At 48.7% G+C, this 21591-nt stretch carries 20 protein-coding genes, 8 tRNA genes and 1 rRNA gene; all 29 read left to right on the forward strand.

Going from position 1 to position 21591, the window contains the following annotated elements:
- Positions 1-220 (forward strand): 23S ribosomal RNA (locus tag AC6EJC_RS13915); the annotation flags it as partial.
- Between the two features lie 129 nt (positions 221-349).
- Positions 350-441: transfer RNA gene (locus AC6EJC_RS13920), tRNA-Ser, on the forward strand.
- A gap of 31 nt (positions 442-472) precedes the next feature.
- Positions 473-549 (forward strand) — tRNA-Met (locus tag AC6EJC_RS13925).
- 10 nt (positions 550-559) lie between these two features.
- Positions 560-635, forward strand: a tRNA-Val gene (locus AC6EJC_RS13930).
- Positions 636-639: 4 nt separating this feature from the next.
- Positions 640-715, forward strand: a tRNA-Thr gene (locus tag AC6EJC_RS13935).
- 23 nt (positions 716-738) lie between these two features.
- Positions 739-815: transfer RNA gene (locus tag AC6EJC_RS13940), tRNA-Asp, on the forward strand.
- A gap of 78 nt (positions 816-893) precedes the next feature.
- Positions 894-966: transfer RNA gene (locus AC6EJC_RS13945), tRNA-Phe, on the forward strand.
- Positions 967-975: 9 nt separating this feature from the next.
- A tRNA-Tyr gene (locus AC6EJC_RS13950) sits at positions 976-1061 on the forward strand.
- 7 nt (positions 1062-1068) lie between these two features.
- Positions 1069-1141: transfer RNA gene (locus AC6EJC_RS13955), tRNA-Lys, on the forward strand.
- 159 nt (positions 1142-1300) lie between these two features.
- Positions 1301-2443 carry a PucR family transcriptional regulator gene (locus AC6EJC_RS13960; RefSeq protein WP_444954480.1) on the forward strand — a complete coding sequence of 381 codons (1143 nt, stop codon included), beginning with the start codon at positions 1301-1303 and terminating at the stop codon, positions 2441-2443.
- A gap of 103 nt (positions 2444-2546) precedes the next feature.
- The gene (locus AC6EJC_RS13965; RefSeq protein WP_444954481.1) at positions 2547-3671 is read left to right on the forward strand and encodes an ABC transporter ATP-binding protein; all 1125 of its coding nucleotides are present in this window, start codon (positions 2547-2549) and stop codon (positions 3669-3671) included.
- 344 nt (positions 3672-4015) lie between these two features.
- The gene (gene hprK / locus AC6EJC_RS13970; protein WP_013308232.1) at positions 4016-4954 is read left to right on the forward strand and encodes an HPr(Ser) kinase/phosphatase; all 939 of its coding nucleotides are present in this window, start codon (positions 4016-4018) and stop codon (positions 4952-4954) included.
- A gap of 43 nt (positions 4955-4997) precedes the next feature.
- Positions 4998-6053, forward strand: a complete 1056-nt coding sequence (lgt, locus tag AC6EJC_RS13975; protein WP_444954482.1) for a prolipoprotein diacylglyceryl transferase — start codon at positions 4998-5000, stop codon at positions 6051-6053.
- Entirely contained in the window at positions 6050-6703 is a 654-nt protein-coding gene (gene ppaX, locus AC6EJC_RS13980; RefSeq protein WP_444954483.1) for a pyrophosphatase PpaX, read from the forward strand. The genes lgt and ppaX overlap by 4 nt, the downstream gene beginning before the upstream one ends.
- Positions 6700-7194 (forward strand): acyltransferase, encoded by a 495-nt coding sequence (locus tag AC6EJC_RS13985; protein WP_444954484.1) that lies wholly within the window; start codon positions 6700-6702, stop codon positions 7192-7194. Before ppaX ends, AC6EJC_RS13985 begins: the two co-directional genes overlap by 4 nt.
- 146 nt (positions 7195-7340) lie before the next feature.
- On the forward strand, positions 7341-8492 hold the full coding sequence (locus tag AC6EJC_RS13990; protein WP_444954485.1) for an acyltransferase: 1152 nt from the start codon (positions 7341-7343) through the stop codon (positions 8490-8492).
- 228 nt (positions 8493-8720) lie between these two features.
- The gene (locus AC6EJC_RS13995) at positions 8721-9926 is read left to right on the forward strand and encodes an ATP phosphoribosyltransferase regulatory subunit (protein WP_444954486.1); all 1206 of its coding nucleotides are present in this window, start codon (positions 8721-8723) and stop codon (positions 9924-9926) included.
- The gene (gene hisG / locus AC6EJC_RS14000; protein WP_444954487.1) at positions 9923-10567 is read left to right on the forward strand and encodes an ATP phosphoribosyltransferase; all 645 of its coding nucleotides are present in this window, start codon (positions 9923-9925) and stop codon (positions 10565-10567) included. Before AC6EJC_RS13995 ends, hisG begins: the two co-directional genes overlap by 4 nt.
- Positions 10568-10636: 69 nt before the next feature.
- On the forward strand, positions 10637-11950 hold the full coding sequence (gene hisD, locus AC6EJC_RS14005) for a histidinol dehydrogenase (protein WP_444954488.1): 1314 nt from the start codon (positions 10637-10639) through the stop codon (positions 11948-11950).
- On the forward strand, positions 11934-12542 hold the full coding sequence (gene hisB / locus AC6EJC_RS14010; RefSeq protein WP_061830248.1) for an imidazoleglycerol-phosphate dehydratase HisB: 609 nt from the start codon (positions 11934-11936) through the stop codon (positions 12540-12542). Before hisD ends, hisB begins: the two co-directional genes overlap by 17 nt.
- A gap of 3 nt (positions 12543-12545) precedes the next feature.
- Positions 12546-13175: an imidazole glycerol phosphate synthase subunit HisH gene (gene hisH, locus AC6EJC_RS14015; protein ID WP_444954489.1), complete on the forward strand. Its 630-nt coding sequence runs from the start codon at positions 12546-12548 to the stop codon at positions 13173-13175.
- 95 nt (positions 13176-13270) lie between these two features.
- Positions 13271-14002 carry a 1-(5-phosphoribosyl)-5-[(5-phosphoribosylamino)methylideneamino]imidazole-4-carboxamide isomerase gene (hisA, locus tag AC6EJC_RS14020; protein ID WP_444954490.1) on the forward strand — a complete coding sequence of 244 codons (732 nt, stop codon included), beginning with the start codon at positions 13271-13273 and terminating at the stop codon, positions 14000-14002.
- Between the two features lie 11 nt (positions 14003-14013).
- Positions 14014-14772, forward strand: coding sequence for an imidazole glycerol phosphate synthase subunit HisF (gene hisF, locus AC6EJC_RS14025; RefSeq protein ID WP_013308248.1), 759 nt, complete (start codon positions 14014-14016; stop codon positions 14770-14772).
- Complete coding sequence (hisIE, locus tag AC6EJC_RS14030; protein ID WP_444954491.1) at positions 14769-15509, forward strand: bifunctional phosphoribosyl-AMP cyclohydrolase/phosphoribosyl-ATP diphosphatase HisIE; 741 nt, start codon at positions 14769-14771, stop codon at positions 15507-15509. The genes hisF and hisIE overlap by 4 nt, the downstream gene beginning before the upstream one ends.
- 35 nt (positions 15510-15544) lie before the next feature.
- Positions 15545-16369, forward strand: coding sequence for a histidinol-phosphatase HisJ (gene hisJ / locus AC6EJC_RS14035; protein WP_444954492.1), 825 nt, complete (start codon positions 15545-15547; stop codon positions 16367-16369).
- Positions 16370-16606: 237 nt separating this feature from the next.
- Positions 16607-18376 carry a tetratricopeptide repeat protein gene (locus AC6EJC_RS14040; RefSeq protein ID WP_444954493.1) on the forward strand — a complete coding sequence of 590 codons (1770 nt, stop codon included), beginning with the start codon at positions 16607-16609 and terminating at the stop codon, positions 18374-18376.
- A 39-nt stretch (positions 18377-18415) separates the two neighbouring features.
- Complete coding sequence (gene trxB / locus AC6EJC_RS14045) at positions 18416-19369, forward strand: thioredoxin-disulfide reductase (protein WP_444954494.1); 954 nt, start codon at positions 18416-18418, stop codon at positions 19367-19369.
- Positions 19370-19662: 293 nt separating this feature from the next.
- Positions 19663-20613 carry an ROK family glucokinase gene (locus AC6EJC_RS14050; RefSeq protein ID WP_444954495.1) on the forward strand — a complete coding sequence of 317 codons (951 nt, stop codon included), beginning with the start codon at positions 19663-19665 and terminating at the stop codon, positions 20611-20613.
- Between the two features lie 67 nt (positions 20614-20680).
- Positions 20681-21580, forward strand: a complete 900-nt coding sequence (gene rapZ, locus AC6EJC_RS14055) for an RNase adapter RapZ (RefSeq protein ID WP_444954496.1) — start codon at positions 20681-20683, stop codon at positions 21578-21580.
- The last annotated feature ends 11 nt before the right edge of the window (positions 21581-21591 follow it).

Genomic DNA, 21591 nt, shown 5'->3' on the forward strand with positions numbered 1-21591 from the left:
TGGACGTACCGCTGGTGTACCAGTTGTTCCGCCAGGAGCACCGCTGGGTAGCTATGTACGGAAGGGATAAGCGCTGAAAGCATCTAAGCGTGAAGCCCCCCTCAAGATGAGATTTCCCAATTAGTAAGACCCCTTGAAGACGACGAGGTAGATAGGTTGGGGGTGGAAGTGCAGTAATGCATGGAGCTGACCAATACTAATCGGTCGAGGGCTTATCCTAAGATAAAACGCAAATGAGTTTCGGATCCAGTTTTCAGGGTGTAACCTTGAAATTGCGCTTGATATTCCAAATCACATTGGTGAGATACAGAATAACTTGCGGAGTTTTGCTAAGCGAGTCCATTTATATGGAGAGATACCCAAGTGGCTATAAGGGGACCCTCTGCTAAGGGGTTAGACTGCGAAAGTGGTGCGAGGGTTCGAATCCCTCTCTCTCCGCCATTTAGGACAAGCTAGCGAAATATTATGTTATGGCGGTGTAGCTCAGCTGGCTAGAGCGTACGGTTCATACCCGTGAGGTCGGGGGTTCGATCCCCTCCGCCGCTACCATACATACCCAGGAGGCTTAGCTCAGCTGGGAGAGCATCTGCCTTACAAGCAGAGGGTCGGGGGTTCGATCCCCTCAGCCTCCACCATTGTGCCGGTGTAGCTCAACTGGTAGAGCAACTGACTTGTAATCAGTAGGTTGGGGGTTCAAGTCCTCTCGCCGGCACCATTTTTGAATTTTGAAAAATCTAGGGAACTGTGGTGTAGAGGCCTAACATGCCTGCCTGTCACGCAGGAGATCGCGGGTTCGAATCCCGTCAGTTCCGCCATTTTTCAATTCAATAGTTTTACCGTACTAAAGTGGGAAGGGGTATCCCTCCGCACTTTATTTTTTTGTTAATGGGTATGGCTCGGTAGCTCAGTCGGTAGAGCAGAGGACTGAAAATCCTCGTGTCGGCGGTTCGATTCCGTCCCGAGCCACCTTTATATGGAGGATTAGCGAAGTGGCCAAACGCATCAGACTGTAAATCTGCTCCCTTACGGGTTCGGTGGTTCGAATCCATCATCCTCCACCAGTTTTACGAGCCATTAGCTCAGTTGGTAGAGCACCTGACTTTTAATCAGGGTGTCGAAGGTTCGAGTCCTTCATGGCTCATCAGAAGTCATCAACTATAGGTTGATGGCTTTTTTGTATTATTTTAAGTTGTGTTTTTATATAGCTTTTTTATTTTACGGTATCGACAGGTTATAATGAGTTCATTATATTCGCTTAGTGCTTATTCTATATTCTAAAAAAAAGTGAAGTGGTGATCGCGTGACTCTGGATACAGAATGGATTCAACAACAGCTTCAGAATATTATTCAAGCGCCTTTTACCATAGTGCCTTGGTGCCCGGAAATGATGGCAGAGGGAGAGACAGCCGATTCAGTTATTCCGAATAGATCGTTTGTACGTGACAACAAGTTATATTTTCCGTTTCGTGCGTCAGCAGGTGAACTGGCTACCTTTGTGGTAGAGGCCAGATATTTGACGGATCGAGAACGGAAACTGGTAGAAGCGCTATTGGGGAACATGGAGCAGGTCTGGCAGAACGGTCCACAATTGTCAGATAACCCGGTTTATAGCGAGGAAGAGCGGATGAATCGTTTTGGACAATGGCTCATACAGCAGGCTGCCAATCTAAACAGGGAAGAAGAGGTTCCTGATGAATTGCAGCTTCGTGATTCGCTATCAGCGTGTATGGTTCCGATTTTACTGAATGGAGAGGGAACACAGGAGGGGGCTATTACTTATACGCAGCTCCATCGATTGTTCGCGAGCTATTTTGGAGGGGATGTGTTACTTACTCCATTGGACGAACAGTCTTGGCTGATTATGGCTAAAAAGGAGCTTTTATTAGGAGCGGACGATGAACGGGATAAAGACACTGAGTCCAGGGATGCAGATTTTACGGAATCGCTGGAAGAGGTTCTTACGGCTTTTAGCTTGGGCCTATATGAGCTTATTGCGAATGAGTGGGTGGGTGTATTCCATTTGGCGGTTTCTAAGCCTTCGATCCCTTTGCAAAGTCTTTCCCAAGAGCTGAATTTGTTATGGGAGACGATACATCTGGGCAAGATTTTTCATGTAACAGAGCACATCCACTTTTCATGGGAGCTTCATTTAGAAAGGCTATTAAGCCGCATTCCCAAGGAACAACGCGTACTATTTTTAGAGCAGGTAATGAAATCATCTGTCATACTGGAAGACTCAGAAACGATGGCTACATTAGATATCTTTTTTCAACTGGATTGTAATGTGAGTGAGACAGCTAAGCGTCTCTATGTGCATCGAAATACATTGATTTACCGTTTGGACAAGATCAAACAGGAGACCGGATTGGACGTGCGGACGTTTAATGATGCAGTTTTGGTCAAGCTCTATCTGCTATTGTACAAAGTGACAAAAAGGAAATAGCATCTTTGTGCAGTTTGCGAATAGCCACGCTACGTGGACTAGGGTAAGATACAAGTAAGAAATGTATTCGATTTCATAACTTGATCTTAGGGAGGCAGAAGCTATGGCTGGTGTACGTTTAGAGCATATTTTCAAAAAATATCCGGGTGCAGATAAAGCTACGGTTGTTGATGTCAATTTGGACATTCGAGATAAAGAATTCCTCGTATTGGTTGGTCCCTCCGGTTGCGGGAAGTCTACTACACTTCGTATGATTGCTGGTCTGGAGGAAATTTCAGATGGTAAATTGTACATTGGGGATCGTGTTGTGAATGACGTGGCTCCAAAGGACCGCGATATCGCGATGGTATTCCAATCCTACGCCCTGTATCCGCACATGAGCGTGTACCAGAACATGGCGTTCGGTCTGAAACTGCGCAAAGTGAAGAAAGAAGAAATCGACAAGAAAGTACGCGAAGCTGCCAAAATCCTCGATATCGAGCACTTGCTGGAACGTAAACCTAAGGCGCTGTCCGGTGGTCAACGCCAACGTGTCGCTCTGGGCCGTGCGATCGTCCGCGATCCTCAAGTCTTCCTGATGGATGAGCCGCTCTCCAACTTGGATGCTAAACTTCGTGGTCAAATGCGTGCTGAAATCACTAAACTGGTTAAACGCCTTGAAACCACTTGTATCTATGTAACACATGACCAGATTGAAGCCATGACGATGGGTGATCGGATTGTCGTTATGAAGGATGGTATTATCCAACAAGCTGCATCCCCAGATGAACTGTACAACCGTCCAGTGAATCTGTTTGTAGCTGGTTTTATCGGCTCTCCTACGATGAACTTTATCACGGGTAAGCTGGTTGAAAAAGACGGTGCATTACATTTCACTGCACCAGGTCTGGATCTGTTCGTACCTGAAGGTAAGGGACAGATTTTAAAAGCGAAGGGCTATATCGGCAAAGAAGTGATCTTGGGTATCCGTCCTGAGGATATTCATGAAGAGCCTGTATTCTTGGAGGCTTCTCCGAATACGATCTTTACATCCACTGTGGATGTAACGGAAAATCTCGGTCATGAAATGCTGTTGTACCTGAGCGGTGCTGGAAACGATACGATTATTGCCCGTGTAGACGGACGCTCCAATACTCGTGATGGTGTTAAAGCGAAGTTGGCTGTTGATATGAACAAGGTTCATATTTTTGATAAGGAATCGGAATTGAGTGTTCTGGTTGGCGAATAAGATCAGCCTCTGGAAGAGAGTCGCAGTTTTCCCCAAGCGGAGAACTGCGACTCTTTTTGTATATCGTATACAGCTACCAGCTTCGGCATTGCATTCATTGGAAAATTCCGATACGATGGGTACAATGGTACAGGTCTAGGTTCAGGCAAGGTTCGTTGGCAGGAGTCCTAGGTTGGATCAATCCAACTGTCGGAATAGAGGTAACCTGGAATCATATTGTTGAATCAAGTGAAGTGTGGACTGGCGCAGGATAGACTGGCGTTGGGCTGTATGGTTAATAGGGTAAAGTTACATAAATCAAATGACGTATAGAATCCGGTTTTGCAGATGAAGGGGAGAATACAATGGCTAAACAGGTAAAGGTATCCGAGCTTGTACAGCAGTTTCAAATGGAGGTTATTTCCGGTGAAAAGGGTCTGCGCAGACTGATCACAGTGGACGATTTGAATCGTCCAGGTCTGGAGATGGCCGGGTATTTTGAATACCATACACAGGAGCGGGTACAGCTTTTGGGAAGGTCTGAGTTGGCCTTTCTGGGTATGCTGCCTCCTGAGGAGAGACGGGATCGGATGGAGCGTCTGTGTACAGAGCTGACTCCATGTATCATCATCACACGTGGTCTGGAGGTACCTGCTGAGTTAGTGGAGGCAAGCGCGGAGCGAGATATTCCCGTACTGCGAACCAATATGGCGACGACGATTTTATCAAGTCGCATTACAGGTTTTCTCGAAAGAAAGCTGGCTCCTACGGCGACTATTCATGGTGTACTGTGTGATGTCTATGGCGTGGGAATGCTTATCACAGGCAGTAGTGGAATTGGTAAAAGTGAAACGGCACTGGAACTGGTTAAACGTGGACATCGCTTGGTAGCAGATGATGCGGTAGAAATTCGGCAAACGTCCGATTTTCAGCTGCATGGTACAGCACCTGAGCTGATCCGTCACCTGTTGGAAATTCGTGGCGTGGGCATTATTAATGTGATGACGCTATTTGGTGCTGGTGCAGTTCGTAATAACAAACGGATTACATTGGTTGTCCGTCTGGAGGCATGGCAGCAGGACAAACAGTATGACCGTCTTGGTCTCGATGAGGAAACGACACGCATTATTGATACAGATGTTCCACTGGTTACGATCCCAGTTCGTCCGGGCCGAAACTTGGCTGTTATTATCGAGGTGGCGGCGATGAACTATCGTTTGAAACAAATGGGCGTTAATGCTGCCCTGCAATTTACAAACAAGCTGACTGCTACGATTTCTGAAGATATGGAAGAGATGGATTAAGGTTCGTTCGTTTGCAAGGAAGAACAAGGAGTGAGAGAAACATATGTCAACGGCAACATTACTGCTGAATCCGATCGCTTTTTCAATCGGGGCAATTAAGGTCCATTGGTATGGGCTTATTTTGGGGCTGGCGGCGCTTGTGGGTTTATATCTCGCCATCCGTGAAGGAAAAAGATTCGGTATTCCGCAGGATTTCTTTATGGATATGCTGCTTCTGGGTGTTCCATCGGCTATTATTGGAGCGCGTATTTATTATGTAGCCTTCAAATGGGAAGACTACCGAGATAATCTATGGGATGTCTTTAAAATTTGGAATGGCGGTATTGCGATATACGGTGCCTTGATCGGTGCCATTATATGTGCGGTCATTTATTTCCGCTACAAAGGGTATAATTTCTGGCGTATCGCTGATATTTGTGCGCCGGGTCTATTGATTGGTCAAGCGATTGGACGTTGGGGTAATTTTGTTAATCAGGAAGCCTACGGTGGACCGACGGAAGAAACGTTTTTGCGGAATCAACTGCATCTGCCGGATTTCATTGTAAATCAAATGAACGTTAATGGGGTATTCCACCACCCTACATTCCTGTATGAATCACTGTGGAGTATTGTAGGTGTGATTTTGCTGCTCGTTATTCGACGGATGAAATTTGTACGTGCGGGCGAAATGTTTGCGTTTTATTTCATTTGGTACTCGATTGGCCGTTTTTTCATCGAGCGTGTACGGACAGACAGTTTGGCTTTTCAGGGGCCGGATTGGCTGGCTTCCTTTGTGAATGCTCTGTGGTCACCTATGGTGTGGCTAGGGTTTGAACCAGGGCATCTGGACCCGAGTTACGGTAATGTACGGATCTCGCAACTACTCCCTATTTTCATTGTTGTAGCTGCCGTGATTTTCATCTTGATTCGTCGCCGGAAAGGGACATCTGTTGCGCTGTATAGCGATCCGATTGTCTCCAGCAAGGCGGGGATTGATCAGGTACCTGACGTGACGCCAGAACAGGTATCCCGTCCAGGACAAGATGCGGTCCCTCCAACAGCCACGGCGGATAAGCTACCTAAGGAAGACACGGACGAGGACAAGAAGGAGCATCTATGATAAATACGATTTTGTTTGATTTAGACGGTACCATTATGGATACGAATGAGCTGATTATCAGCACATTTTTACACATTTTGAATCATCCGGATGCTGACCCGCTGACTCGGGAGCATATTATTCCCCATATGGGTGGAACGCTGGATGATCAACTCCGTACTTTTTCGGGATTAACGGATGTATCTGAACTAGTTAAAGACTACCGTGCTTATAATCAGATTCACCATGATCAAATGGTGAAGCCATTTCCGTATGTCATTGAGGTTATTCAGGAGTTGCGTGCGCGAGGAATTAAGCTAGGGGTTGTGACAACTAAAATACGACCATCCACGATACGTGTACTTAATCTGTTCAATCTGACCTCCTCTATGGACTATATTGTGACGGTAGACGATGTGGAGCATCCGAAGCCACACGCTGAGCCAGTGCTCAAGGCATTGGCTGGTTTGAACGCTGAGGCAGAGCACACATTGATGGTTGGAGACAGTTCCTTTGATATTTTATCAGCTCAGGCGGCAGGTGCTAAATCTGCTGGTGTAGCCTGGTCGCTCAAGGGTGAGGAAACTCTGCGCGGATATGGGCCAGACTACATATTGCATGATATGCGGGATTTGCTGAAGCTGGAGCTTCAAGGTGTAAATGTATCGTGAGAAAGGTAAACCGCTATCCCGTAGAAGGTCCCAATGCGTTGTGGCAGATTTATCGGACGGTGAGCCGCTGGAAAGGCATTAAAAACTTCATTTTTATACAGATTGCCCGGTATTGTCCTGTGCTTTCTCTGAAAAACGTCATTTACCGCAGAATACTTGGGATGAAGGTGGGCCAACATGCGGCCTTCGGTCTGATGGTGATGGTGGATGTGTTTTTTCCGGAGCATATTACGATAGGGAACAATTCGGTCATTGGATATAACACGACTATACTGGCTCATGAATACCTCATACAGGAGTATCGTATCGGTAAAGTGGTAATCGGGGATCACGTGCTGATCGGCGCAAACACAACCATTTTGCCGGGTGTCACCATTGGTGATGGAGCTATAGTAGCGGCCGGAGCGGTCGTGCATAAAGACGTGCCTGCAGGAGCATTTGTAGGTGGCAATCCGTTGCGTGATTTAAAACGCACTGGTGTGGATGAGTAGTAAATAGCACAACAAGAAAGGCCCCTTATGTATTAAGGGGTCTTTCTTGCGCTGTTTTTCTGTATAATAAATGGGGTAATGCATGTTAGTTATGTTTAAAACTTGATAATAGACATATTTGCAAGGTGATATGGGAGCGTGTTGATTTGGCTAAAAAAGAACGTATACCAGAGCTTGATATTTATCGGGGAATGTTAATAGCAGCCGTTGTTACCATTCATGCGACTTCAATGGCTTTGATTGATGCGCGTCATTCGCTATTGTTTTATCCCTTTTTATTTTTAAATGTGTTTAGTAGCTTTGCGGTGCCAGTATTTATTTTTGTGAGCGGGTTTGTTTTATTTTACAATTATGTCGATAGGCCGCTTCATGGTAAGAATATGCTTGTGTTTTTTCGAAAAAGACTGATGTTTATTGTGTTACCCTACGTTTTGTTTTCTCTTATGTACTATTTGACCTTGGTGACACGCGGGCTGATGCCGCTCAGTGATCTTCCGCTTGTGCTGTTAACGGGAAAGGCGTACACGCATTTGTATTATGTCATCATCATAATCCAATTTTATTTGGTCTTTCCGCTGTTGCTGTGGGGAGTGCAGCGTTTACGCCATTGGATATCGAGCCCACGGAGAGCAGCCTTAGTCATTTTGACAGTAGGGTTAGTCATTCAATGGGGGTTTGTACTGCTGAACAAATACGTTTGGCAAGAGGAAAGAGGAAGTCTTGCGATTACGTATATCAGTTATTTTGCCTTGGGTGCAGCTGTCGCGATTGGATATGAAGGGTTTAAAAAGTGGTTTTTTCCGGTGTCAGGTACGGCAGTTGGTCGCGGTCAGTTGATCAGTTGGTGGGCCTTGTGGGTGGCTTGGCTACTCCTGGGTATAGCTTATGTGCAAATATGGTTTGTAGCATATGGCAAAGCCATCTATGCAGACTCGCTGATCTATGAACTGCTCCGTAACGCACATGCCCTCGTATCTGCGCTGGTGCTGTTTCAGTTCTCGGTTTTAATATATCGTCATACTAACGATAGGCTGCGAATGTTAATCAGTTGGCTGGGAGCATGCTCTTTCGGTATTTATTTACTTCACCCGGCGTTACTGCGGGTATACCGCAAGCTGGATTTGCATGGAACGCCGGTAGAATATATCTTCTTTGTTGCCGGTGGATGGTTGTTGGCGCTGTTTGGCTCATGGCTGATTGTGACGTTGTGTTTTCGATATGTACCATTTTCATGGATCGGTTTGGGCACGGTTCCGAAGTTTCCGTCCCAGAGTAAAGATGAACAGGTAAATAGCTAAATATTTTGACATGGACTGTTGGCTGAAAGGCTGGCAGTCTTTTTTTAGGGTTCATGCATTTTGCATTGGATAAAATATAGAGAGGGGCAACGTCTTGACGTGTCTGTAAAAATGGGCTACTCCGTTCGGTTGACGTTCACAAGTAGGGCATGATAATATATCGAATATACTTTAGTTTGTTAGCACTTTACCATGATAAAGATATTGTGAAATCATGAGGTGATAGAGATGTCTAAGCCAAAAGGATTCGAGATTCCTGTAGGGGTTCGAGATTATCTTCCACGTGCAGTGTCGAAGCTGCGGGCCATTGAACTCAATGTACTCGAATGCATGGAGCGTTGGGGTTACCGTCAGATTATGACGCCTACGATGGAATACTACGATACGGTGGGAGTGGCTAGTTCTACTTCCGATCGGAAGCTGTTTAAATTGCTCAATAACCGGGGGACTACGTTGGTGCTGCGATCTGATATGACCGCTCCCATTGCACGGGTGGTATCTTCGTTGCTAAAGGAAGAGGAAGTACCACTCCGGCTTTCCTATCACGCAAATGTATTTCGGGCCATTGAGGAAGAGGCAGGAAGAGAAGCAGAGTTTTTTCAAACGGGTGTGGAGCTGGTAGGTGATGATTCGCCTGAGGCTGATGCAGAAGTTGTAGCGTTGGCGATTGCATCGTTGCAGGCTGCAGGAGTTACTTCTTTTAAAATTGCCATGGGGCATGTGGGATTCCTGAACGGTTTATTTGAGGAAATCATTCCTGGTCGTCAGGCCGAACAGCAAGCGCTAAAGGAACTGTTGCTCAGTCGTGATGTAGTGGGCTACCGAACAGCGATTGAAGCTTTGGGCTTGGGTCCCGAACATCGGGATAAGCTGGAGGCTATCCTTCGGCTGCGCGGTGGAAAAGAAATTTGCGAACAGGCTACCCGCCTTAGTGTGGAGCAGCAGACGATTCAATCCATTGCGCATTTGTGCGAGGTGTGGGAAGTACTGGAGGCTTACGGCGTATCTGAGCATGTGTTAATCGATCTTACCATGATCGGGGATTTTTCATATTATACAGGAATGACTTTTGAGGGCTATGCGGCGGAAATCGGGTTCCCGGTATGCAACGGAGGTCGCTATGACAATCTGCTTCAGCAGTTTGGTCGATCCGTACCTGCGACGGGATTTGCATTGAAGACGAACCGGATCGTCGATGGTGTGGATGGAATACAGATTGAGACGAAGCGTCCTGTACTTATCCGTTATGACGAGCAGGGACGCCAAGAGGCGTTATCCGCAGCGGCACAGCTACGTGCAACAGGTCTTACTGTGGTGACAGGGCTCACGAGCGGACCAGAAGACCGACGTCGTGAGCAGCAGGGCCTGTACGCAGAGGTATACAGCTATACAGTCGAAGGTAGACAGCCAGTACAAAGGAGGGAATTACCATGACGGAAACATTAAAGGTAGCCATGCCGAAGGGACGGATTTATAAGCAGGCTTCCGAGCTGTTTCGCCAGGCAGGGGTTCCGATTCCACTGGATGTGGACGAAACGCGCAAGTTGGTCATTCCACTGCCCGAGCTGGGAATGGAATTTATTATGGCGAAGCCCGTCGATGTTCCTACGTATGTGGAGTATGGGGCGGCGGACATCGGCATTGTGGGCAAGGATGTTTTGCTGGAAGAAAACAAGGATGTGTATGAACTGCTGGATCTGGGGATTGCCCGTTGTCGGATGTCGGTGATTACTTTATTGGATTGGCAGCCAGGTATTCGTCAGCGGGTCGCTACAAAATATCCGAACGTGGCTTCCCAGTATTTTCGGGAGCAAGGCCAACAGGTGGAGGTTATTAAGCTGAATGGCTCCATCGAGCTGGCGCCGTTAATTGGTCTGGCAGACCGCATTGTTGATATGGTGGAAACGGGGCAGACCTTGCGGGAGAATGGATTGGTCGAGCAGATCAGCATACTGGATATTACCAGTCGTTTGATTGCCAACCGGGTCAGCTACCGGATGAAAAACAGCTCGATTCAGGCATTGTGTGATCGATTGCATCAGGTGATTCCAGCTGCGGTGGCACCCCAGGAGTAAATGAACTAAAGGAATAAGCCAATGGTTAAATGAACATTCTGCAAGTTGCAAGTAAGGGGGAATGGACAAATGAAGATCGTATCAGCCCGTGATTTCAGTCTCCAACGGGAGGTGGATTACGGCACACCTGAGCAAAATGAGGCTGTACGTACCATTATTCATTCGGTACGCCAAGAGGGAGATGAGGCTGTCCTGCGTTATGCGGAAACGTTTGATGGTGTATCGCTGATGGCGGAGCAACTTCGTGTGACGGAGGAAGAATTGAAGGCGGCATACGACAAGGTAGAGCCTTCTTTTTTACAGGCGATTCGAGAGGCGGCGGATAATATCCGTGCTTTTCACATGAAGCAAAAACGTAATTCGTGGATGGATTTACAGCCGGACGGTAGCTTGCTCGGTCAAATTATCCGACCGTTGAAACGTGTAGGCGTGTATGTTCCGGGCGGTAAAGCGGCCTATCCATCCTCGGTGCTGATGAATGTCATTCCTGCTCAGGTGGCTGGTGTACCGGAGATTGTCATGGTGACACCCCCGGCGACGGGCGGCAAGGCAGGGATAGATCCATATACACTGGTAGCTGCGGCAGAGGCTGGTGTAACGGAAATATACAGGGTTGGCGGAGCGCAGGCTATTGCCGCTCTCGCTTATGGGACAGATAGTATTGAACCGGTCGATAAAATTTGCGGTCCCGGCAACATTTATGTAGCGCTGGCAAAGCGCGAGGTGTACGGCGCGGTGGATATCGACAGTATTGCGGGACCGAGTGAAATTGTCGTGTTGGCTGACGATACAGCGAATGCCTCTTATGTAGCGGCTGATCTGCTTTCGCAGGCGGAACATGACGAAATGGCTTCAGCCATTCTGGTTACGCCCTCGCAACGCTTGGCCGAAGAAGTATCAGCTGAGGTACAGCGCCAATTGGCAGAGTTGCCGCGCAGAGATATTGCTGCTGCATCGGTGGAGGCATACGGGGCCATCATTGTCGTAGACACTTTGGAAGAGGGCATCCATATTGTAAACCGATTGGCACCGGAACATCTGGAAATCATGACAGAGCAGCCGATGGAACATGTGGGTCTGATCGAAAACGCGGGAGCTATTTTCCTGGGAGCGTACAGCTCGGAGCCGGTAGGCGATTATTTTGCAGGACCGAACCACATTATTCCGACGAATGGAACGGCGCGGTTTTCTTCGCCAGTGGATATAGATGATTTTATCAAGAAGTCGAGTATGATCTATTACAGCAAGGAAGCGCTGCTGCGCAATGGAGAGACAATTATGCAGCTTGCCCGGCATGAAGGGCTGGAAGGCCACGCAAGGGCGATACAAGTTCGATTGGACAATGAAAAGAAGGCGGTGGATGGCGATGGGGAACGAAAATAACGTAACAGAACGTACAGGGAGTGTCAGCCGAAAGACGAACGAAACCGATATTCAGCTGTCATTTGCAGTAGATGGGACAGGGCAGGCCGAGATTGAAACGGATGTTCCTTTTCTAAATCACATGCTGGATTTGTTCACCAAGCACGGACACTTTGACCTGAATGTACAGGCCAGAGGGGATGTTGATATCGACGATCATCATACCGTAGAGGACATTGGTATCTGTCTGGGGCAAACCTTGCTGGAAGCATTGGGTGATAAAAAAGGAATCAAGCGCTATGCCAGTGTCTTTGTACCGATGGATGAAGCGCTCGCGCAGGTTGTCATTGACCTGAGTAACCGCCCTCATTTTGAGTATCGTGCGGAGTATCCGTCACAGCAGGTAGGGAGCTTTTCGACAGAGTTGGTGCATGAATTTCTATGGAAATTTGCGTTGGAGGCTCGCATGACGCTACACGTCATCGTTCACTACGGGCAAAATACCCACCATATGATTGAGGCGGTGTTCAAAGCGCTGGGGCGTGCACTGGATGAAGCGACATCCATTGATCCGCGGGTGACGGGAGTGCCTTCAACGAAGGGAGTGCTGTAGTCCATGTCCATTGCCATTGTGGATTACGGCAGAGGCAATCTGCATAGTGTGAGCAAGGCGGTCGAGCGTCTTGGCTATGAGGCTGTAGTAACGGGAGATGCCCAAGTGATTCGTTCCTCCAGCGGTGTGATTTTGCCGGGTGTAGGGGCATTCGGAGACGCTATGGAGCATTTGCGTTCCAGCGGATTGGATCGGGTTATTCAGGAGGTTGCGAGTGCTGGACAACCGCTGCTTGGTGTTTGTCTGGGAATGCAACTGTTGTTCACCCGTGGTGAAGAATACGGCAGTCATGAAGGGCTTAATATTTTACCAGGAGAGGTCGTTCGATTTGCTCCTGATCTGGGCGTTAAAGTGCCGCATATGGGCTGGAATCGTCTGCGTATCACACAGCCGGAGCACCCGTTGCTGCGAGGCTTAGAGGAAGGACATGTGTATTTTGTGCATTCCTATCATGCGAAGCCGGAGGTCGAAAGTGATCTGCTGGCGGTAACTGACTATGGCGGGCCCGTAACAGCTATCGTTGGCAGGGGCCATGTATACGGCATGCAGTTCCATCCGGAAAAAAGTGGGGAAATGGGGATGCGGCTGCTTCGTCAGTTTTTGGAACTGGCGGAGACGGGAAAGCGACCGTAAGTACTCGTCAGTATGCGGTTTGTGGTACGGCCAACTTTGGCGTTGATTGATGTGAAGGTATATAGATGTTGAATAGCTCACAAGGGGGTCATACTTTGTTCACGATATACCCGGCGATTGATATTCGCGATGGCAAATGTGTACGACTGGTACAAGGAGATTATAACCAGGAGACGATATACAACGAAAATCCGGTGGAGGTTGCCCGAGAATGGGAGCGTTTGGGCGGCTCCTACATTCATTTGGTTGATTTGGACGGTGCTAAAGCAGGTCAACCGGTGAACGATGAGCTCATTGGGCGCATCGCTTCTGCGGTGCAAGTACCTGTACAAGTGGGCGGCGGCTTACGTACACGTGAGCATGTAGAGCGGCTATTGTCGCTGGGCGTGAGCCGTGTGATTTTGGGCACGGCGGCTATTGAGGACCGTGCTTTTACGGAAGCGGTATTGGGTACCTATGGTGACCGGATCGCCATCGGCCTGGATGCGCGGAATGGCTATGTAGCCACGCGCGGATGGCTCGAAACCTCGGAGGTTCGAGCGGACGAATTGGCTGCTGAATTGGCCTCCAAGGGAGCGGAAACGTTCATTTTCACAGACATTTCCCGCGACGGAATGATGCAAGGCCCGAATGTCGGGGCTATCGTAGCTCTTGCGAAAAGCAGTGGACAAACCGTGATCGCTTCCGGCGGTGTCAGCAAGATGGACGACCTAATCACGCTGAACACCTATGCGCAAGAAGGTGTAGGCGGTGCTATTGTGGGTAAGGCATTGTATACAGGAAGCATTGATTTACAGGTCGCCGTACAAGCTGTAGCAAAGGCATAGGGGGAGTAGGCATGCTGGCTAAACGTATTATTCCCTGCTTGGATGTAAAGGATGGCAGGGTGGTTAAGGGCGTTAATTTTGTAAACTTACGCGATGCAGGCGATCCTGTGGAACTGGCGGCGCTTTATGACCGGGAGGGGGCGGACGAAATCGTATTTCTGGATATTTCCGCTTCAGTTGAAGGTCGTGCCACCATGGAAGAAGTAGTTCGTCAGACAGCGGGGGAGATTGCCATTCCTTTCACCGTAGGTGGCGGGATATCTCATGTCGATGATATGAAACGTATTTTGCGTGCCGGAGCTGATAAAATCGGCGTAAATACGGCGGCTGTCCGTAACCCTCAGCTGATTGCGGAGGGTGCACGCAGCTTTGGCTCACAATGTATCGTTGTTGCCATTGATGCCAAGTACAATGAGGCGTGGGGCGAGTGGGAAGTATATACGCACGGAGGCCGCACGCCATCCGGTATCCGTGCCTTGGCCTGGGCCAAGGAAGCTGAACAGTTGGGAGCCGGCGAGATTCTGCTGACCAGCATGAATGCGGACGGAACCAAGGATGGCTTTGACCTGCCACTGACTTCCGCGGTGTCGGATACCGTCGGGATTCCAGTAATCGCTTCCGGCGGAGCAGGCAAACAGGAGCATTTCTATGACGTGTTTACGGCGGGCAAGGCGGATGCTGGATTAGCGGCAACGATTTTTCACTATAAAGAAATAGGAATCCCTGAGCTAAAACGGGATTTGAAGCGCAGAGGAGTGGAGATACGATGAGCAACGACTTGAACCAACAGCTATCTCTGGAGCAGATACTGGATAATGTCCGCTGGAATGAGGCAGGTCTTGTCTCGGCGATTGTGCAGGATAATGCTACGCTTCAGGTGCTGACGCTGGCCTACATGAACCGCGAGTCGCTGAAACTGTCTTTGGAGTCGGGAGAGACCTGGTTCTGGTCTCGCTCCAGACAGGAGCTGTGGCACAAGGGGGCAACTTCGGGGAATACGCAAAAAATCACCTCCATCCAGCTGGATTGTGACGGTGATGCTCTGTTGGTACGTGTCATTCCGAGCGGTCCTGCCTGTCATACAGGAGCAACGAGCTGCTTTTTCCGTGATATTTCCGCGCCAGGAACGGCTGTAGCACCTGTTGCAGGAAATGCAGGAGACCACGCGTTGGTAACTCGAACTAATGGTACTTCCAGCGCTACAACAGACCGCTTTGAGGTGCTTGCCCAGTTGGAGGCGATTATTAAGGAGCGCGAAGAGACACGTCCTGAAGGAGCCTATACGACCTATCTCTTTGATAAAGGCGTAGACAAAATCTTGAAAAAGGTTGGCGAAGAAGCATCCGAGACGATCATTGCCGCCAAAAATAAAGATAATGAGGAGCTGCGCCTGGAGGTCAGTGATTTGATTTATCACCTGCTAGTGCTGTTGCAGGAGCGCAAACTACCGCTCGATGACGTGCTGGCTGAGCTGAATCGCCGTCATGAACGTCCTCGCCGTGATTAGAACGGGTGTTGTAGTGTTGAAAGGGGGAGGGACGCATGAAAATTGACTATCATACGCATCATGCTCGCTGTGGGCATGCAATAGGAAGTCTGGAAGAGTATGTGCAGCAGGGGATTCGACTGGGGCTGGATCAGCTCGGCTTGTCCGATCACATGCCGTTGCTACATGTAAAACCGGCCGACTATTACCCCAAAATGGCGATGCCTATGGATGAGCTGCCCCGATACGTGGAAGAATGTTTGGAACTGAAGGAACGTTATAAAGAGCAAATTGATATTCGTGTCGGCTTGGAAGGCGACTACATCGAGGGATGGGAACGAGAAATCGAAGACATCATCACCGCGTACCCATGGGATTATGTGATTGGTTCCGTCCACTTTCTCGGTGAGTGGGATGTCACGGACTTCCGTCAGGTACATCATTGGGAAGGCAAAAACGTGCTGGAGGTGTACCGTACGTATTATGATGCGGTTTCAAATGCAGCAGCTACCGGTTTGTATGACATCATGGGTCATCTGGATGTCATTAAGCGCTTCGGCTATCATCCGAAGCCAGAGGAAAAGGAGGAGCTGCGTGAACTGGAGCGCTCCGCACTCTCAGCCGTTGCCCGCAGCGGTCAGGCAATGGAACTGAATGCATCAGGGCTTTCCAAGCCCTGTGCCGAGATGTTCCCGAGCCGTAGCATGCTGGAGGAAGCTTTTTTGCTAGGCATTCCGCTGACCGTAGGCTCGGATGCCCATGATCCGGCAAAGCTGTCCGAGCACTTAGAGAAGGCACGCGCCCTACTATATGAGGTCGGCTATCGACAGCTTGCCGTATTTCAGCATCGCGAGCGCTCGTTGGTGCCGCTGACGCTTTAATTACTATGCTTATTTGGTCTAAGTGTCGTATCCAGTGACTAGCCGAACGCTCCCTTTTTTTACAGGGACAAAGCGCTCGGCTATTTAGCATTTTCTTGTATACATATCTATCGGTATACGAGTAGGTATCCGTTTTTTGGAATGAGGTAGGATCGACTGTCAAGTCGTTTTGAAGTTGTGGTATACTGAAGGGTATGAACATGCCAGTTACTTTTAAAGGAGGTGCCTTGGTTATTTATGAAAGGGAAACATCTGCGAGTTTCGGAACCTAGCCCTAAGATTATTGCTTTGCGTTTCGACGCATCTTTCTTTTTTGAGAAAGCTGTGCGCTCGCTTGATCGCAATCATTATGACAAGGCATTGAAATATTTTCGCAAAGCCGTTGAATATGAACCGGATAATCCGGTGAATCATTGCAATATGGCGGGTATATTATCAGAGATGGGGGATTATGCAGGTTCGAATGAGATCCTGTCCTCCGTTCTGAGCGACGTAGACTCGTCGATGACAGAGTGTTATTTCTATATGGCGAATAATTACGCTAATATGGAGCAGTTTGAAGAAGCGGAGAAAGCATTGGTCACGTACCTGGAGGAGGACGAAGAAGGGCAGTTTCTTGATGAGGCGGAGGAAATGATGGAGCTGCTCTATTATGAGCTGGACCGTCCAACGAAGCTGAACCGCATTAAGGCCCGGCAAGGAGTGGTCGAGCATGATCAGGCCCGTGTCCTGCTGGAGGAGGGGAAATTTGCTCAGGCAGCCCAATTGCTCAAGCAAATTTCGGAGGAACAACCGGATATGTTCGCTGCGCGGAATAATCTGGCGCTGGCGTATTACTACATGGGATTGTTCCAAAATGCTAAGGCTACCATTATTCAAGTGCTGGAGGATGAGCCTGGTAATTTACACGCATTGTGCAACTTGGCAATCTTTTATCAGCACGAGGGCGGCGGCCCGGAATTGGATCGTCTGGTTCAAACCTTGGCGGTAACTATACCGTTTCAGGAGGAGCAGGTGTTTAAGCTGGCGACCACCATGGGAATTCTCGGACGCCATGAGGAGGCCTACAGACATTTCCGCAGGTTGCTTCATGGCGATGGAGAGAACAATGCTGACGCTTCTTTGTACCATTACACGGCGGTAGCTGCCAGCAATACGGGAAGATATGCGGAAGCTCGGCGGTTATGGAGTCATTTGCAAAAGCAGGATGCTTCCTCGGAAGTTCCGCGGTTTTTCCTGTCCCGGCTGGAGGAGCTCCAGCAGGAGGGTACACCGCTGCAAGTGCTCAGCTATCATTATCATCTCCCGTTTGAGGAGCAATTCCGCATGTGGGAGAAGTTTGGCGCTGACCAGGTGCCTGACAGTATGAAGAAGGACCCGCTAATCCGGTCATCCTTCTTCTGGGCCTTGCGCCATGGAGACCGGGCAACTCAGCTTCAGGTCATTCAGGCGTTAAGCTTGATCGGTGATGATGAGGTGCGTCAGGCACTGGAGTCCTTCGTAGAAGACCCGGATCAGGAGGGTGAGCTGAAACGCCGTGCCTTGCAAGTATTGCAAGAGCTGGCGGAGCAGGATGGGCAGAAAATGCCCTCGGAAACAGAACATTCTGAGCGGTTGGAGGTTGAAAAAGATCCACATACAACCGAAGGTGATGTATCTGCTTCCCCGGTCGATCCCCAATGGCAGGCAGTGCTGGATAAGGTACTGACCGTCATGAGCAAGCCATCAGATCCGGCCATGCAGCACGATTTGAGATCGCTTTGGCTGGAGTATTTGGATCGGCTTGCTCCGGAAGTCCCGATGGTTCAGCATACCGAGGGATGGGCAGCGGCGCTGGAATATTTGACAGCCAAAATGCATCATCATTCAGTCACCTATCAGGAAGTCGCCGACCGCTATGGTATTTCCGTATCGACCGTAAGTCGCTATGCACGTCAGATTGACAGCGTGTGTGGTATCAAACAGAAGCTGAAGCAGCCGCTCTCCACGTTTAAAAAGCAGGTCTGAGACCTGCTCCAAACATCACTTAAAGGAGGCAACAAACGTATGTATAAATCCATAATTATTGGTACAGGTCCTGCAGGCTACACAGCCGCTATTTATTTGGCACGCGCTAACATGAATCCGCTGATCATTGAGGGGATGCAGCCCGGTGGGCAGCTTACCACAACGACTGAAATTGAAAATTTCCCAGGTTTTGAGCAAGGTATCCTCGGACCTGAACTGATGGATAACATGCGCAAGCAGGCCGAACGTTTTGGCGCTGAGTTTACTTCCGGTTGGGTAGAGGAAGTGGATTTCAGCAAACGCCCTTTTAAAGTGAAGGTAGAGGGTAAAGGCATCATTGAGGCGGAGTCGGTCATTATTGCTACAGGCGCGTCCGCTAAATACCTCGGTATTCCGGGTGAGCAGGAGAATGTAGGTCGCGGAGTCAGCACGTGCGCAACTTGCGATGGCTTCTTTTTCCGTGGGAAAAAGATTGTCGTGGTCGGCGGTGGCGATTCAGCCATGGAGGAAGCGAGCTTCTTGACCCGTTTTGCTTCCAGTGTAACCTTGGTCCATCGTCGTGATGAGTTGCGGGCATCTAAAATTATGCAAGACCGCGCACGTGAGAATGAAAAAGTACATTGGGCATTAAATCGGACTCCTCTGGAAGTTGTGACGGGAGAAGCCGGCTTAAAGGGTCTGAAGGTACACAATAATGAGACCAATCAGGATGAGCTGATTGAGGCAGATGGCCTGTTCGTAGCGATCGGGCATACACCAAACACAGGTTTCTTGAACGGTCAAATCCATACAGACGATCACGGCTATATTGTAGTGAAGCCAGGCACGACGGAAACGAACATCCCCGGAGTTTTTGCCTGTGGGGACGTGCAGGATAACCGTTACCGTCAAGCCATTACGGCTGCGGGAACGGGTTGCATGGCGGCTATGGACTGCGAGAAGTATCTCGAAGGCAGTGCTGTTCATGACTGGAGCGAAACACTGGATCAATAAAGAGTGTCTATAATACACAATATGGCTAACTTGAAGGTGTAAGAAAACCTCTGTTATGCTGCGTCTTTTGTTCAGGAAGAGAAAGCCTGCTGCGTTTGCACAGGCTTTTTCCTTTTTATGGGTGAATGAGGTTAAAAGTTCCGCTAATCGTACACTTTTCAACAAGTAAGTGTCCTTGACCGTAACGGGGGCTTCAATTATAGTTGGAACGTAGGATTACTATTATGAAGTAGAAATTTTAAGCATATATTTTCATACCAGGTTTTTAAGTAAACATAAAGGTGGCTTGGAACATGTCTGAAAGTATCTATGTGGGTGTCGATTTGGGCGGTACAGCGATTAAGGTCGGCATTTGTAATGAAGACGGACAGCTTTTGCACACATACGAGGGACCAACTGAAACCGATAAGGGTGTAGACGTTGTCATCGGTAATATCGAAAAATATGTGCGGCACATTGTTGAGCAATCTCCTTATGAGTGGGATCAACTAAAGGGTGTCGGTGCGGGCGTTGCGGGTTTTACGAATGTTCGCGATGGTATTATTGTCCTCGCCCCCAATATTGGCTTTCGTGACGTACCGATTCGTGCGCTCTTGGAGGAACGGATCGGCAAGCCTGTAAAAATAGACAATGATGCTAATGTTGCCGCGCTTGGCGAAGCTTGGGCCGGAGCAGGCAAAGGCATAGATAACTGCGTATGCTATACCCTGGGAACAGGCGTTGGCGGCGGCATTATTATTAATGGTAAAATATATCAAGGTTTCTCGGGCATGGCCGGAGAAATTGGTCATATCAGCGTCGTACCTGACCTGGAGGCTATTCAGTGTGGATGCGGCAAACTGGGTTGTTTGGAAACCGTATCTTCCGCAACAGGTATTATTCGTATGGCCAAGGACGCTGTGGAACGTGGTGATCGTACCTCTCTGGCGCTGGAAGATCAAATTGCCGCCAAAGAAGTATTTGATGCGGCTAAAGCCGGTGATGAAGTCGCGCTGCGTATCGTGAACCGGGCTGCATTTTATTTGGGGAAATCTATGGCAGCAGTTGCCGCTGTGCTTAATCCAGAGTTGTTTATTATAGGCGGCGGTGTTTCCAAAGCAGGCGATTTTTTGTTTGAAGAGATGCGTCGCGTGTACGCCAAGCTGGCACCTGAGCCGCTTCAGAAAGGGGTATCTATTGTTCCAGCCGTGCTGGGCAATGACGCGGGTATCGTAGGGGCTGCAGGTTTGCTGCTACGTTCCTGATCACATAGGTTACTGATAATACAGGTACTGGCATAGAGCGAAGAAGCAGAAGGAGAGGGAAGTCCATATGACAGACAACCTAAAAAATGCTGCGCCGTGGGCAACGCTCATTATTATTACGGGGATGTCAGGCGCAGGGAAGACCATTGCGGTGCAGAGCCTGGAAGACTTGGGCTTCTTCTGTGTTGATAATTTGCCCCCTGTGCTGATTCCCAAATTTGCCGAGTTGATTGAGCAGTCTAACGGTAAAATAGGCAAAGTGGCACTCGTAATTGATTTACGCGGACGAGAATTTTTCACTGCCTTGTCGGAATCGTTGAATTATATTAAAGATCATTTTACGATTCATTGTGAAATTTTATTCTTGAATGCGAATGACGGCGTTCTCGTACAGCGGTACAAGGAAAGCCGTCGACGTCATCCGCTTGCTCCAGATGGTATGCCTTTGGATGGAATTCGCTTGGAGCGCAAGATGTTGGAAGAACTGAAAAGCTCGGCTACACAGGTTATTGATACAAGTGTGATGAAGCCTGCAACCTTAAAGGCGAGGATTATTTCACGATTTTCTCATATGGAAAGCAGTATGCTTTCCGTGAACATTACTTCTTTTGGCTTCAAGTATGGTATTCCCATTGATGCCGATCTTATATTCGATGTGCGCTTCCTGCCTAATCCTCACTATGTGGACCAACTACGTCCCCATACGGGGCAGGACAGCGATGTATATGATTATGTCATGAAATGGCCTGAGACTCAGGCGTTCTTGACCAAGTTGCTGGATATGTTACACTTTTTGATTCCGCAGTATCGCAAAGAAGGTAAAAGCCAAGTCATTATCGGTATTGGCTGTACTGGCGGTAAGCATCGTTCTGTTGCAATATCGGAGTATTTAGGAAAAATGCTGGGTGCCAGCGAGACAGAATCCGTTTCTGTATCGCATCGGGATGCTGATCGGGACCGGCATTAATGAGGTGAAAT

The sequence above is a fragment of the Paenibacillus sp. TY11 genome, from assembly GCF_059772165.1.

Coding starts and splice junctions, on each gene's coding strand:
- lgt (WP_444954482.1), top strand. CDS start 4,998: ATGTCAACGGCAACATTACTGCTGAATCCGATCGCTTTTTCAATCGGG.
- rapZ (WP_444954496.1), top strand. CDS start 20,681: ATGACAGACAACCTAAAAAATGCTGCGCCGTGGGCAACGCTCATTATT.
- AC6EJC_RS14050 (WP_444954495.1), top strand. CDS start 19,663: ATGTCTGAAAGTATCTATGTGGGTGTCGATTTGGGCGGTACAGCGATT.
- ppaX (WP_444954483.1), top strand. CDS start 6,050: ATGATAAATACGATTTTGTTTGATTTAGACGGTACCATTATGGATACG.
- AC6EJC_RS13965 (WP_444954481.1), top strand. CDS start 2,547: ATGGCTGGTGTACGTTTAGAGCATATTTTCAAAAAATATCCGGGTGCA.
- trxB (WP_444954494.1), top strand. CDS start 18,416: ATGTATAAATCCATAATTATTGGTACAGGTCCTGCAGGCTACACAGCC.
- hisG (WP_444954487.1), top strand. CDS start 9,923: ATGACGGAAACATTAAAGGTAGCCATGCCGAAGGGACGGATTTATAAG.
- hisF (WP_013308248.1), top strand. CDS start 14,014: ATGCTGGCTAAACGTATTATTCCCTGCTTGGATGTAAAGGATGGCAGG.
- hisB (WP_061830248.1), top strand. CDS start 11,934: ATGGGGAACGAAAATAACGTAACAGAACGTACAGGGAGTGTCAGCCGA.
- AC6EJC_RS13995 (WP_444954486.1), top strand. CDS start 8,721: ATGTCTAAGCCAAAAGGATTCGAGATTCCTGTAGGGGTTCGAGATTAT.
- hisD (WP_444954488.1), top strand. CDS start 10,637: ATGAAGATCGTATCAGCCCGTGATTTCAGTCTCCAACGGGAGGTGGAT.
- AC6EJC_RS14040 (WP_444954493.1), top strand. CDS start 16,607: ATGAAAGGGAAACATCTGCGAGTTTCGGAACCTAGCCCTAAGATTATT.
- hisJ (WP_444954492.1), top strand. CDS start 15,545: ATGAAAATTGACTATCATACGCATCATGCTCGCTGTGGGCATGCAATA.
- hisH (WP_444954489.1), top strand. CDS start 12,546: ATGTCCATTGCCATTGTGGATTACGGCAGAGGCAATCTGCATAGTGTG.
- hprK (WP_013308232.1), top strand. CDS start 4,016: ATGGCTAAACAGGTAAAGGTATCCGAGCTTGTACAGCAGTTTCAAATG.
- hisIE (WP_444954491.1), top strand. CDS start 14,769: ATGAGCAACGACTTGAACCAACAGCTATCTCTGGAGCAGATACTGGAT.